Source organism: Streptomyces albireticuli (assembly GCF_002192455.1).
Classification (GTDB): Bacteria; Actinomycetota; Actinomycetes; order Streptomycetales; family Streptomycetaceae; genus Streptomyces; species Streptomyces albireticuli_B.
The window spans coordinates 682,377-695,730 of record NZ_CP021744.1 but is presented as its reverse complement, the minus strand read 5'-3'; the positions used below and the strand labels follow the sequence as shown (position 1 = coordinate 695,730).

Below are 13,354 nucleotides of genomic sequence, written 5' to 3'. Positions count from 1 at the left end.
TGCGGAGGGTTCCCGGATCCCTTCCTCCGTGCGGCGGGTGGCGCCGGCAGAGGTGCTCCGGGGTGTGTGTCAGTGGCCGAGGATCCCCGGCAGGGCGGCGACGAACGCGTCCGCCTCGCCGTCGCCCAGCGTCAGCGCGGGGGCCAGCCGCAGGGTGTCGGGGCCGGTGGCGTTCACGAGGAAGCCGGCGTCCTGCGCCGAGGCCCGCACCCGCGCGGCGACGGGCTCGGTGAGCACCACGGCCAGCAGCAGCCCCGCCCCTCTGACCCGGCTCACCAGGGGGTGCCGCAGCTCCTCGACGCCCTGCCGGAGCCGCTCGCCCATCCGCTTGACGTGGTCCAGCAGCCCTTCGGCGGCGATCGTCTCCAGGACGGCGAGGCCGGCCGCGCACGCGACGGGGTTGCCGCCGAAGGTCGAGCCGTGCTGACCCGGCGTCAGCAGCCCGGCCGCCGGGCCGAAGGCGAGCGTCGCGCCGATCGGCAGCCCGCCGCCCAGCCCCTTGGCCAGCGTCACCACGTCCGGGTCGACGCCGGTGACCGCCTGGTGCGCGAACCAGTGGCCGGTCCGTCCCACCCCGGTCTGGATCTCGTCGAGGACCAGCAGCGCGCCGGTGGCCCGGGTGATCTCGCGGGCGGCCCGGAGATACCCCTCGGGGGCCGGCAGGACGCCCGCCTCACCCTGGACGGGCTCGACGAACACCGCCGCCGTGTCCTCGGTGACCGCCGCCCGCAGGGCCGCCACGTCGCCGAACGGCACGTGCGAGACCCCGCCGGGCAGGGGCCGGAACGGATCCTGCTTGGCCGGCTGACCGGTCAGCGCCAGCGCGCCCATGGTCCGGCCGTGGAAGCCGCCCTCGGTCGCCACCAGGTGCGGCCGGCCGGTCCGCCGGGCGATCTTGAAGGCCGCCTCGACCGCCTCCGCACCGGAGTTGGCGAAGTAGACCCGGCCCTTCCGGCCGGCCAGGAACAGCAGGCGTTCGGCCAGCCGCACCGGGGGCTCGGAGACGAACAGGTTCGACACGTGCCCCAGCCGGGCGACCTGCCGGCCCACGGCCCCGACCACCGCCGGGTGCGCGTGCCCGAGGGAGTTCACCGCGATGCCGCCGGTGAGGTCCGTGTACGCCCTGCCGTCGGCGTCCCACACCGTGCTGCCCTCGCCCCGGACGAGCGCCAGCGGCGGGGTGCCGTAGTTGTCCATCATCACCGCGCGCCAGCGCTCGGTCAGCCGCGTGCCGCCGCTCGTCGCGTCCCGCGGCACGTCCTCCGCCACGCCGGCGTCCCCCGTCATGACACGTTCCTCTCGTCGGCCGGCGCGTCGGGCACGACCGTGGTTCCGGTGTTCCCGTCGGTGAACACCTCCAGGAGCAGGGCGTGCGGCACCCGCCCGTCGAGGACCTGTGCCGTGCGCACGCCCTCCCGCACGGCACGCAGACAGCCCTCCATCTTCGGGACCATCCCGCCGGTCAGGCCCGGCAGCAGCCCGGCCAGCTCGCTCGCGGTCAGCCGCTCGACGACCTCCTCGCTGCGCGGCCAGTCCGCGTACAGCCCGGCGATGTCGGTGAGCACCACCAGCTTCTCCGCGCCGAGGGCGACCGCCAGCGCGGACGCCGCCAGATCGGCGTTGATGTTGTAGACCTCGCCGTCGCCGCCCCGGGCTATCGGGGAGACCACCGGGATCCGGCCGTCGTCGAGCAGCGCCCGCACGGCGTCGGGGTCCACCCGGACGACGTCGCCGACCAGCCCGATGTCCACCAGCTCGCCGTCCACCCGGGCCGGCCGTCGCACGGCCGTCATGGTGTGCGCGTCCTCACCGGTCATGCCGACCGCGTACGGTCCGTGCGCGTTGATCAGCCCGACCAGCTCCCGCTGCACCTGACCCGCCAGCACCATCCGTACGACGTCCATGGTCTCGGGCGTGGTGACCCGCAGCCCGGCCGTGAAGCGCACCTCCAGGTCCAGCCGTTCCAGCAGCGCGCTGATCTGCGGGCCGCCGCCGTGCACGACCACCGGGCGCAGCCCCGCCCGGCGGAGCGCCACCACGTCCTGGGCGAAGGCCTCCTTGAGCTTCTCGTCCACCATGGCGTTGCCGCCGAACTTGATGACGACGGTCCGGCCCCGGTAGTGCCGGAGCCAGGGGAGGGCCTCGATGCCGGTGCCGGCGGGGGAGTTCCCGATCCGGCCGTCGGCGGCCGTCACGGCGCCACGCCGTTCTTCGGCAGGCCCAGGCCCTCGGGCAGGCCGAGGGCGACGTTCATGCTCTGCACCGCGCCGCCGGCGGTGCCCTTGGTGAGGTTGTCGATCGCGCTGACCGCCACCAGCCGCCCGGCGTCCGCGTCGAGGGTGACCTGCACCTGTGCCGAGTTGGAGCCGAGCACGGCGGCCGTCGAGGGCCACTGGCCCGGCGGCAGGAGCCTGATGAACGGCTCGTCGGCGTAGGCCGCTTCGTGGACGGCGCGGATGCGCTCCTCGGTCACCCCCGGCCGGACCCGCGCCGAGCACGTGGCCAGGATGCCGCGCGCCATGGGCACCAGGGTGGGGGTGAACGACACGGTCACCGCCTCGCCCGCCACGGCGGAGAGGTTCTGCGTCAGCTCCGGTGTGTGGCGGTGGACGCCGCCGACCCCGTAGGAGCTCACCGAGCCCATGACCTCCGAGCCGAGCAGGTGCGGCCTGGCCGACCGGCCGGCCCCCGAGGTGCCGCTGGCCGCGACGACCACGGCCTCGGGCTCCACCAGTCCCGCGGCGAACGCGGGGTACAGCGCGAGCGTCACGGCGGTGGGGTAGCAGCCCGGTACGGCGACGCGCGAGGCGCCCTTCAACGCCTCCCGGGCGCCCGGGAGTTCGGGCAGCCCGTACGGCCAGGTGCCGGCGTGGGGTGTGCCGTAGAAGCGCTCCCAGTCGGCGGCCCGGCGCAGCCGGAAGTCCGCGCCGCAGTCCATCACCAGGGTGCCCTCGCCCAGTTGGCCGGCGAGCGCGGCGGACTGCCCGTGGGGCAGGGCCAGGAAGACGACGTCGTGCCCCCTCAGCGACTCCGCGGAGGTCTCCGCCAGCACCCTGTCGGCCTCTCCGGCCAGGTGGGGTTGCACCTCCCCGAGGGGCCGGCCCGCGCTCGTATGGGCACTTATCACGCCAAGCTCCACCTCGGGGTGGTCGGCCAACAGCCGCAGGATCTCACCCCCGGCGTAGCCACTCGCGCCCGCCACAGCCACCCGCAAGGTCATGTTTGTCCCTTTTCGCGTTCTTCTAGGCATTCCAGGGCGCGCCGGCGGCCGCTGGAAGTTAGCTTAGCCTACCCTAAGTTCCCTGGCGGGGATCTTGAGCATTCACCCCCTCCGTGACGAGAAATCGACGCTTGAAGGCCTGCTTCCGGTGGCCCTGGAGGCTGCCCGGCGGGGCCGCGGGGCCGCGGGGGATGTGTGCCGCACGGGCGGTGCGGGGTCCGTCCCGCACCGCTCATCCCTCTCCGGGCGTCGACCGGACTGAGGAATTCCGCCGTGCGGCGCCCGCGATCCGCGCGGGGTTCGCGAGGCGGGGAGCCCGTCAACTCCCGGCCGTACGGCCGGTGTGAGTAATCGTCAAATCATCAATCGTTGACACATCCTTGGCCAGGCCTTTACGGTCTGAGCGCGGCGCAGAGCTCAACTCCCCGCCGCTTCCCTCACCATTCGGAGGTCCGAAATGGAAAAGCTCATCCAGAAGATGGCCCAGGACAGTGTCTGGCGTGGCTGGGTCGCCGCCAATTCCGCGCAGAATTCCGCCAAGGAAGGCTGCATCAGCGTGGCGAAGTCCGGCTGCATCAGCGTTGCCAAGACCGGTTGTATCTCCTGAACAGCCGCTGAACGCTTCACCTCGGGTGGGTCGTGGACGGGTAATTCCCGCCACGGCCCACCCGGCCCAGCGAACCGATCAGGGCTCGGCGCACGAGCCCCCGTTCCCCGAGCAGCACCTGAGGGTGGCAATGGATGGTCAGCCGACTGCCGAGGTCGTCGATCAGATACGGGACATCCCGATCTATCGCCCGTCGATCGAGCGCGGGTACTTCCCCGTGCTCGAGAAGCCCGAGATAGCCCGCGGTTTCCCGGACAACTGGATGACGCCCCAGCTCGCCGAGGCGCTCGCCTCCGGCGCGGCGGAGTTCGTGCTCTCCACGGGCACCAACCACGACCGCATGCAGATCATCCGGCCCCCGTACTTCCTGCTCCACTCCTACTACCGGCTGTGGAGCGAGCACCCGGACATCGCCGCCACCTGGGAAGAGGGCTGCCGGAGGGTCTCCCTGACCACGGTGCTGGCCACCGAGCACGTCGCCCGTGTCAACGCCCGGAAGCGCGGGGCCGAGCCGGACCCGCTGCCGGACCTGGAGGAGCGGCGCCTCGACGAGCGCACCGTCTACGTCAACCTGCGGCTCGACCCGGCGCTCTGGGAGCGCGACGAGGTCGAGCGCATGCTGGCCGAGATGCGGACGGCCCGGGACACGCACCCGAAGGGCTGGTACCACCTCGACTGCTCCAGCTATCACCTGGCACACCTGGTGCGGAAGGTGTCCGAGTGGAGTCTGTGGGACAAATTCCCCCAGCCCGCCAGCATCATCCACGCCTATGAATACACGCCGGTGAATGTCAAGCGCTTTCTCCAGCAACATTTCGCCTGCCCGATCATCGATCTTTTCGGCAGTACGGAACTGGGCTACCTCTATTACAGCGACCGGCGCGGACGGTACCGGCCGCACCTCGACAAGATGAGCGTCGAGCTCCTGCCGGTCGCCCCGGACAGCCAGATCTACCACCTCGTCGTGTCGAGCGTGCGCAACCCGTACATGCCGCTCATCCGCTACCGCTCGGGGGACTGCGTCCGCACGCTGGACGGCACCCCGGACCCGGACCGCATCGCCCGCTTCTGCGGCCGTGAGAAGGAGCTGCTGCGCACCGCGCACGGCCCGGTCTCCCAGGGGGACCTCGACGACCGGGTGGCCGCCGCCACGCCCCGCGTCTTCCTCCACCAGCTGCGCGTCACGGGCGAGGCCGAGGCGGAACTGCACTGCACGACCTTCGACGGCGCTCCGCTCGGCCCTGCCGAGACGGCCGCGCTGGAGGACGGGGTCCGGGAGCTGACCGGCCGCCGCTGCCGCGTGGAGCACCGCGCGCACATCGCCATCGGGAAGTCCGGGAAGTACGCCTGGCTCGCCAAGGACCACTGAAACACCGGACGGGGAGAACCATGACCACACAGCCCTACGTGTCCGCCGGAGACCTCACCGCCCTCCTGGGCGACCGGCTCCACGCCGAGGTGGTGACGCACTTCGCCGCCAAGACGGAGGCCCCGCCGGAGTACGTCGAGCGCCAGGTCACCGAGTGCCTGCGCTACCTCTACCTCATCTCCCGTCACCGCGAGGAGCTCAGCGGGCTCTTCCTGCCGGTCGAGCAGGAGATCGACGAGATCTGGCACTACCTCATCCTCCAGACCCGCGAGTACCGCGAGCTGTGCGAGGAGCGGCTGCCGGGCGGCTTCTTCATCCACCACCGCAGCATCGGCTACGAGGACTACCAGCAGGAGCCCGGCCGCGAGCAGGCGATCGAGGAGGCCCTGCGCTGGATCCCGCTGTACTGCGGCGCGTTCGGCCCGTTCGACGAGGGCGCGCTGCCGCACTGGACGATCGTCCGCTTCCTCCACGAGCGGATGAGCATGTCGCTGGAGGAGATCTCCGCGCTGGAACCGCTCGGGGCCGCCTGACCCACCGGCGCCGGCGCGCCCTCCGCGCCCGGCCCACCTCCGCAGGCCCGGCGACGTCCGGGCCGCCGACCCTCCTGGACGCACAGGGGAAGGAACCATGAGCGCCCGTCCCGGCCGACCGGCCACGCACCGAGACACCGAGGCCCGCGAAGCCCCCGAGCAGAAGCGGATCCTGACCGTCCTGGTGATCTCCCAGGTGCTCAGCGGCGCGGGGCTCGCGGCCGGCATCACCGTCGGGGCGCTGCTCGCGGAGGAGATGCTGGGCTCGACCGGACTCGCGGGCGTGCCCAGCGCCCTGTTCACGGCCGGCGGCGCCCTCGGCGCCGTGGCGGTCGGCCGGCTCTGCCAGCGCTGGGGCCGCCGGCCCGGCCTCTCCCTGGGGTACGTCATCGGCGCGCTCGGCAGCCTCGGGGTCGTCGCGGCCGCCGTCGCCGACAACGTCCCGCTGCTGTTCCTCTCCCTGCTCGTCTACGGGGCCGGGACCTCGACCAGCCTGCTGGCCCGGTACGCGGGCGCGGACCTCGCCTCTCCCGCGCGCCGCGGCCGGGCCGTGAGCACGGTCCTCTTCGCCACCACGCTCGGCGCCGTCGTGGGCCCCGTCCTGGTGAGCGCCACGGGGGACGTCGCGCACGCGTGGGGCATGCCCCGGCTCACCGGACCGTTCCTGCTGGCCGTGGCCGCCTTCACCGCGGCCGCCGTCGCGATCGCCGTCCTCCTCCGCCCCGACCCGCTGGTCCTGGCGCGCGCGCTGGCCGCGGCGGACCGGGCCCCCGACTCCCAGGACGCCGGGGCCGCCGCCATCCCGGCGGGCCGCACCGACACCCGCGGTCTGGTCACCGGCACGGCGGTCATGGTCCTCACCCAGCTCGTGATGATCGCCATCATGACCATGACGCCCGTCCACATGCGGGCGCACGGGCACGACACCCAGGCCGCGGGGCTCGTCATCGCCCTGCACGTGGGCGCGATGTTCCTGCCCTCGCCGCTCACCGGCGTGCTCGTCGACCGGTTCGGCCGGCAGCGGATCGCCGCCGCGTCCGGTCTGATCCTGCTCTGCGCCGGGGTGCTGGCGGCCCTCGCGCCGCCGCACTCCATGGCGGCGCTCGCGGCGGCGCTCGTCCTGCTGGGCATCGGCTGGAACTTCGGGCTGATCAGCGGCACCGCGCTCGTCACCGACGCGGTGCCGCTCGACCGGCGGGCCGGCGTCCAGGGCCTCGTCGACGTCGGCATCGCGCTCGCCGGCGCGACCGGGGGCATGGCCTCGGGCGCGGTCGTCGCGGCCGGCGGCTTCCCGGTGCTGGCCGCCGGGGGAGCGGTCCTCGCTCTCGCGATCGTGCCCGTGGTGGCCCTCTCCGCCCGTGACGGGCGCACGCCCCCGGAGCGTTCGCCGCGTAATACACCTATTAACCAGGTAAACCGATGATAGGAATCCGCTTTACCTTGTTGTCCAAAGGTAAAGTGAGCGTAAAGGCGTTTGTGGTCGCCAGGCGGTGACGCCGCGTCACCCCATCGGCGCGTCACTCCTCGGCGTGGCGGCGACGGCAGGGCCGCCCACGGCTCCCCACCCACCCCCCTCCCGCGGTGGAAGGATCCTATGCTCGCAGCTCCGAAAAACCTCGCCGGCGTCCGGCGTGACGTGCTGGCCTCGCTCGTCGTCTTCCTGGTGGCCCTGCCGCTCTGCGTCGGCGTGGCCGTCGCCTCCGGCGTGCCCGCCGAACTCGGCCTGATCACCGGCATCGTCGGCGGACTGGTCGCGGGCGCCCTGCCCGGCAGCTCCCTCCAGGTCAGCGGCCCGGCCGCCGGCATGACCGTCCTCGTGCTCGAAGCCGTCACGGAATTCGGGCTCGGCGCCCTGGGCGTCCTCGTGCTCGCCACCGGCCTGCTGCAAGTGGCCCTCGGCGCCCTGCGGTTCGGCCGCTGGTTCCGCGCGATATCGGTCGCCGTCGTCCAGGGCATGCTCGCCGGCATCGGACTCGTCCTGCTCCTCGGCCAGCTCTACACCATGGCCGGCCGCGCACAGCCGCACTCGGGACCGGCGAAGCTCGCGGGACTGCCCCGGCTGGCCGCCCGGATCGCCACCGACCGCGCGTCCCTGACCGCCTTCGCGGTGGGCGCCCTCACCATCGCCGTCCTGGTCCTGTGGCGCCGGCTCCCGGCCTGGGCCCGCACGGTGCCCGCGCCGCTCGCCGCCGTCGCGCTGGCCACCGCGGTCACCGCCGCGGCCGGGCTCCGCATCGCCCACGTCGAGGTCCAGGGTCTCCTGCGGGCCGTACAGCCGCCGGGCGCGGACGACTTCGGCGCCCTCGCCGGCCCGGCCGTGCTCGGCACCGTCCTCGCCTTCACCCTCATCGCCTCGGCGGAGAGCCTCTTCAGCGCCGCCGCCGTCGACCGCATGCACCGCGGCCCGCGCACCGACTACGACAAGGAACTCATCGCCCAGGGCGTGGGCAACACCGTCTGCGGCGCCCTGGGAGCGCTGCCCATGACGGCCGTCATCGTCCGCAGCGCCGCCAACGTCCAGGCCGGGGCCCGCACCTCGCTCTCCCGGATCCTGCACGGCGTGTGGCTCCTGCTGTTCGCCGCGCTGCTCCCGGCCGCGATCGGCGTCATCCCCCTGGCCGCGCTCGCCGGCGTCCTCGTGCACGCCGGAACCAAGCTCATCCCCGTCAAGGAGATACGCCCCCTGTGGCGCGAACACCGCGGCGAAGCCGTCGTCCTCGCCGTCACCGCCACCGCGATCCTCGTCACCAACCTCTTCGAAGGCGTCCTCCTGGGACTGGTCCTCGCCGTCGTCAAGACCGCGTGGGAGACCTCCCACCTCCACGTCGACGTGCGCACGGCGGCCGACGGCCTGCTGACCGTCACCCTCACCGGCAGCGCCACATTCCTCCGCCTGCCGCGCGTCCTGGAGGCCCTGGAAGCGCTCCCCAAGGAGCGCCCCGTCGAACTCGACCTCTCCCCGCTGCGCCACCTCGACCACGCGTGCCGCACCGCCCTGGACACCTGGGCGGCACGGCAGGGCGCCACCGTCAAGGGCGTGCCGATCGGGGCCGCGAGCGGGAACGCCGACGGGGTACGGGGGTGAGACCCCCGTACCCCGCCGGCCCGGCGTCGCTCAGCTCGCTCAGCCCTCCAGGCCGTAGCGCTGCCGCGCCTCCCGCACCGTCTCCGGCTTGACCTCGCCCCGCCGGGCCAGGGTCGCCAGCGCCGTGGCCACGATCGACTGGGGGTCCACGCCGAAGTAACGGCGCGCCGCCTCACGGGTGTCCGACAGGCCGTAGCCGTCCGTGCCGATGGAGGTCCAGTCCTGCTCCACCCACTGCGCGATCTGGTCCGGGACCGCGCGCATCCAGTCGCTGACCGCCAGCACCGGACCCGGTGCGCCGTGCAGCGCCTGGGTCACGTACGGCACCCGGTCCTCGCCGCGGAGCTGCGCCGCGTCACAGGACAGGGCGTCGCGGCGCAGCTCGGTCCAGGAGGGAGCGGACCAGACGTCGGCGGCCACGCCCCAGTCCTCCGCCAGCAGCCGCTGGGCCTCGATGATCCAGTGGACCGCGGTACCGGAGGCCAGCAGCTGGAGGCGCGGGGCGTCGGCCGGCGCCTCGGCGGCCTCCTTGTAGCGGTAGAGGCCCTTGAGGATGCCCTCCTCCACGCCCTGCGGCATGGCCGGCTGGACCTTGGGCTCGTTGTAGACCGTCAGGTAGTAGAAGACGTCCTCGGCGTCGGGACCGTACATCCGGCGCAGGCCCTCACGGACGATGACCGAGATCTCGTAGGCGAACGCCGGGTCGTACGAGACCGCCGCCGGGTTGGTGGAGGCGATCAGGTGGGAGTGGCCGTCGGCGTGCTGGAGGCCCTCACCGGTCATGGTGGTGCGGCCCGCGGTGGCGCCGATGACGAAGCCGCGGCCGAGCTGGTCGCCCAGCGCCCAGAACTGGTCGGCGGTGCGCTGCCACCCGAACATCGAGTAGAAGATGTAGAAGGGGATCATCGGCTCGCCGTGCGTGGCGTAGCTGGTCGCCGCGGCCGTGAAGTCGGCCAGCGAACCCGCCTCGGTGATCCCCTCGTTGAGGATCTGACCGTCCTTGGCCTCCTTGTAGTAAAGGAGCTGGTCGCGGTCGACGGGGTCGTAGGTCTGGCCGACGGGGGAGTACAGACCCGCCGAGGGGAACAGCGACTCCATGCCGAAGGTGCGGGCCTCGTCGGGGACGACGGGCACCCAGCGGCGGCCGGTCTCCTTCTCCCGCATCAGGTCCTTGACGAGCCGGATGAAGGCCATGGTGGTGGCGATCTCCTGGCGGCCGGAGCCCTGCTGGAGCGCCTCGAAGGGCTTCGCCGACGGCTCGGGCAGCGGCCGGGCGACGACCTTGCGGGCCGGGGCGGGGCCGCCGAGCGCCGCGCGGCGCTCGCGCAGATAGCGCACCTCGGGGGAGTTCTCGCCGGGGTGGGCGTACGGCACCTGCTCGCCGGCCAGCGCCGAGTCCGGGATGGGAAGGCCGAGCAGGTCCCGCATGGCGCGGAACTCCTTGCCCGTCAGCTTCTTCATCTGGTGGTTGGCGTTGCGCGACTCGAAGCCGGGGCCCAGCGTGTAGCCCTTGACGGTCTGCACCAGGATGACGGTCGGCGCGCCCTGGTGTTCGACGGCGGCCCGGTAGGCGGCGTGGACCTTGCGCGGCTCGTGGCCGGCCCGGGAGGTCCGGAAGAGCTCCAGGAGGTCGGCGTCGCCCAGGGCGGCGCCGATGGTCCGCAGCGCGGGGTCGCCGCCGAAGAAGTGGCCGCGGACGTACTCGGCGTCCCGGGTGGCGTACGTCTGGAACTGGGCGTCCGGCACCTCGCGCAGCCGGCGGACCAGGGCGCCCGTGGTGTCCTGGGCGAGGAGCCGGTCCCAGGCCGTGCCCCACAGCGACTTGACGACGTTCCACCCGGCGGCGCGGAACTGGGCCTCCAGCTCCTGCACGATCTTGAAGTTGGGGCGGACCGGGCCGTCGAGGCGCTGGAGGTTGCAGTTGATGACGAACGTCAGGTTGTCCAGCCCCTCGCGGCCCGCGAGGGCGAGGGCGGCGGTCGACTCCGGCTCGTCCATCTCGCCGTCGCCGAGGAACGCCCACACGTGGGAGTGCGAGGTGTCCTTGATGCCCCGGTGCTCCAGGTAGCGGTTGAACCGCGCCTGGTAGATGGCCGAGAGCGGGCCCAGGCCCATGGAGACGGTGGGGAACTCCCACAGCCAGGGCAGCCGGCGCGGGTGCGGGTAGGAGGGCAGGCCGTCGCCGGCGGTCTCCTGCCGGAAGCGGTCCAGCTGGCCCTCGGTGAGCCGGCCCTCCAGGAAGGCGCGGGCGTAGATGCCGGGGGAGGCGTGGCCCTGGATGTAGAGCTGGTCGCCCGAGCCGTCGGCCTCCTTGCCCCGGAAGAAGTGCTGGAAGCCCGTCTCGTACAGCCACGCGGCGGAGGCGAAGGTGGCCATGTGGCCGCCCAGCCCGGCGCGCTGGTTGCCGCGGGTGACCATGGCGGCGGCGTTCCAGCGGTTCCAGGCGGTGATCCGGGCTTCCATCTCCTCGTCGCCCGGGTAGGCGGGCTCGGAGGAGGTCGGGATGGTGTTGAGGTAAGGAGTCTCCAGCAGTGGCGGAAGGTCCAGTTCCGTCCGCTCGGCGTGCTCGTTGACACGGCGCAGCAGATACGAGGCCCGGTGCCGCCCGCCGAACCGCACGGCGGAGTCCAGGGACTCCTGCCATTCGGCGACCTCAGTCGGGTCGTTGTCGGGCAGTTGGTCGAGCTGGGACATGGGTGATCCCCTTTCGCGTTCCCGGGCGAGGGGCCGGGGCCCCGCAGGTTCCTGCGGGGCCCCGGCGGTGACGATGCGCGACCAGGTATGCGGGTGGACCGGCCGCCGGGCTGTGCTTGCCCGTAGAACCCTCGATTCCGGGACGTGGAACGAGGCTTCCGTTCACGACGCTAGAAGGAACAAGTTGTTGGAGTCAACATCTAACAACCGGAAATGAGCGATGATCGATCATTTCTGGCCGGTGCCCCGAAGGCGTCCCTCAGCTGGCGGCCCGCTTCAGGATGGCCTCGTAAACGCCCGGGTCATTGGCTGTTACCTCGGGAAAGCCCGTGCCGTACTTGCCGTGCCAGCGCGCCGCGACGCCGGGATTGGCGTGATCCGACCCATCCGAAAGGTAGAGGTGCGGGCTGCACTTGACGCCGTGCTCCTTCGCGCACAGGAAGTCACGCGTGATCACCCGACGCGCCCGCCCGTCGTCGAGGCCCTCGGCTATCGCCTCCGCGTCCACGCCCTCGGTCTCCTCGGCGACGGCCACCACGACGGCGCGCGCGCCGATGGAGCGGCTCTCCGCCCAGAAGGCCCGGCGCAGTGCCAGGTCCAGCCGCTCGGACGCCTCCAGCCCCTGCTCCTTCGCGAGCTGGACCGCCTCCAGGGCGGGCAGTGAGGAGGAGGGGAACTTCCAGTCCGGGGCCCGCCACAGCTGCCAGCCGGCGTCCGGTTCGATGTGCGCGACCCCGCCGACCTCGGAGTCCGTGCCGGGCCGCGGGCTCGGCCCGTTGTTGAACAGCTCCAGCGGGAACGCCCGGTGGTCGAAGCGGACCCGCTCCTCCAGGCCGAGCCGGCGGCGCGTGGTGTGCAGCCGGTGCACGGCGACGTGCGCGAACGAGCACCAGATGTCGGTGAAGAGGGTGATGACCCCGGGGCGGGTCTCGGTCCGCGGTGCCGGTGTGGTGGTCATGAGGCTCCGATCGGTTCGTGGGCGTAGCCCAGGATGTGGAGTTGCAGCAGGCGTCCGACGTCCGGGTCGCGGCGGCGGAACGCCTCGATGATGGGTTCGTGGTCGCGGGCGTTCTCGTGCAGCCCGGTGCGCACGCGGGTCAGGGAGAGGTGGGTCCACAGCTCGACGGCCAGGGACTCCCAGTTGGTGATCAGGAAGGCGTTCCCGGCGGCCCGCACGATCTCGCGGTGGAACGCTACGCCGTGCCGCGCCTGTGCGTCGACGTCCTCGGCGGCCGCAGCCCGGCGCATCCCCTCGGTGTGCTCCTCCAGCCGGGAGACGTCCCCGGCCAGCCGGGGCAGGGCCAGCTCCGCGGCCAGCCGCTCCAGGGCCCCGCGCACGGGGTAGACCTGACAAAGTCGTCGCGGAGTCAGATCGCCGACGCGCGTTCCGCGATGGGGTGAGGACTCGACCAGCCGCATCGCCTGGAGATCGCGCAGGGCCTCCCGCACGGGCGCCTGGCTGACGCCCAGCTCCGTGGCGAGACGGCGTTCGACAATGCGCTGACCTGCCTGCCAGCGGCCCCGCACCAGGTGGTCCAGCATGATCCGCCGGACTTGTTCGCTCAAGGGGGCACGGGTCAAGTTCCCGGTGGATTCAGCGTTGTTGTGCGGTCCCTCGCCGTTCATGGGTGATTGTCTCCCCGCAGAAATTCTGCTTGAGCGATGATCGATCGTCGGTTAACGTACGTCAATAGGTGGCCACCGCACACAAGTTCGGCCACTTCCGACCAGCTCGACGGCCCGTACTCACCACGACGACAGCCGGACGCCCGCCCCGTGTCCCACTCGGGCGGCACCGGTCACGACCCGGACGGCATCGGCAGGCGTCCGGCCCCTTCCGTAGTAC

General features: G+C 72.5%; 11 protein-coding genes. 5 read left to right on the top strand and 6 right to left on the bottom strand.

The features are described 5' to 3' along the window. Positions 1-69 precede the first annotated feature (69 nt). Genes SMD11_RS03020 through argC form a run of 3 tightly spaced genes read right to left on the bottom strand, consistent with a single transcriptional unit; the run spans position 70 to position 3,220 of the window. Positions 70-1,287 carry an acetylornithine transaminase gene (locus SMD11_RS03020; protein WP_087924931.1) on the bottom strand — a complete coding sequence of 406 codons (1,218 nt, stop codon included), beginning with the start codon at positions 1,285-1,287 and terminating at the stop codon, positions 70-72. Further along, complete coding sequence (gene argB / locus SMD11_RS03015; protein WP_234366336.1) at positions 1,284-2,147, bottom strand: acetylglutamate kinase; 864 nt, start codon at positions 2,145-2,147, stop codon at positions 1,284-1,286. Before argB ends, SMD11_RS03020 begins: the two co-directional genes overlap by 4 nt. A 44-nt stretch (positions 2,148-2,191) precedes the next feature. Further along, positions 2,192-3,220, bottom strand: a complete 1,029-nt coding sequence (gene argC / locus SMD11_RS03010) for an N-acetyl-gamma-glutamyl-phosphate reductase (protein WP_087924930.1) — start codon at positions 3,218-3,220, stop codon at positions 2,192-2,194. A 457-nt stretch (positions 3,221-3,677) separates the two neighbouring features. On the opposite strand from argC, the gene SMD11_RS35765 reads away from it, so the two are divergent. From SMD11_RS35765 to SMD11_RS02990, 5 genes are all read left to right on the top strand, one after another. After that, positions 3,678-3,827, top strand: a complete 150-nt coding sequence (locus SMD11_RS35765; RefSeq protein WP_199843784.1) for a hypothetical protein — start codon at positions 3,678-3,680, stop codon at positions 3,825-3,827. Between the two features lie 130 nt (positions 3,828-3,957). Further along, positions 3,958-5,196 carry a hypothetical protein gene (locus tag SMD11_RS03005; protein WP_087924929.1) on the top strand — a complete coding sequence of 413 codons (1,239 nt, stop codon included), beginning with the start codon at positions 3,958-3,960 and terminating at the stop codon, positions 5,194-5,196. A 20-nt stretch (positions 5,197-5,216) separates the two neighbouring features. Further along, positions 5,217-5,729 (top strand): glycine-rich domain-containing protein, encoded by a 513-nt coding sequence (locus tag SMD11_RS03000; RefSeq protein ID WP_087924928.1) that lies wholly within the window; start codon positions 5,217-5,219, stop codon positions 5,727-5,729. A 97-nt stretch (positions 5,730-5,826) separates the two neighbouring features. After that, on the top strand, positions 5,827-7,152 hold the full coding sequence (locus tag SMD11_RS02995; protein ID WP_087924927.1) for an MFS transporter: 1,326 nt from the start codon (positions 5,827-5,829) through the stop codon (positions 7,150-7,152). Positions 7,153-7,323: 171 nt separating this feature from the next. Further along, positions 7,324-8,814 (top strand): SulP family inorganic anion transporter, encoded by a 1,491-nt coding sequence (locus tag SMD11_RS02990; protein ID WP_087924926.1) that lies wholly within the window; start codon positions 7,324-7,326, stop codon positions 8,812-8,814. A 39-nt stretch (positions 8,815-8,853) separates the two neighbouring features. Here the strand turns inward: SMD11_RS02990 and aceE are convergent, their stop codons facing one another. From aceE to SMD11_RS02975, 3 genes are all read right to left on the bottom strand, one after another. Next, positions 8,854-11,508, bottom strand: coding sequence for a pyruvate dehydrogenase (acetyl-transferring), homodimeric type (gene aceE, locus SMD11_RS02985; RefSeq protein ID WP_087924925.1), 2,655 nt, complete (start codon positions 11,506-11,508; stop codon positions 8,854-8,856). A 259-nt stretch (positions 11,509-11,767) separates the two neighbouring features. Beyond that, positions 11,768-12,466, bottom strand: a complete 699-nt coding sequence (locus SMD11_RS02980; RefSeq protein ID WP_087924924.1) for a DsbA family oxidoreductase — start codon at positions 12,464-12,466, stop codon at positions 11,768-11,770. Beyond that, positions 12,463-13,134 carry a GntR family transcriptional regulator gene (locus tag SMD11_RS02975; protein WP_087924923.1) on the bottom strand — a complete coding sequence of 224 codons (672 nt, stop codon included), beginning with the start codon at positions 13,132-13,134 and terminating at the stop codon, positions 12,463-12,465. Before SMD11_RS02975 ends, SMD11_RS02980 begins: the two co-directional genes overlap by 4 nt. Between the last annotated feature and the right edge of the window lie 220 nt (positions 13,135-13,354).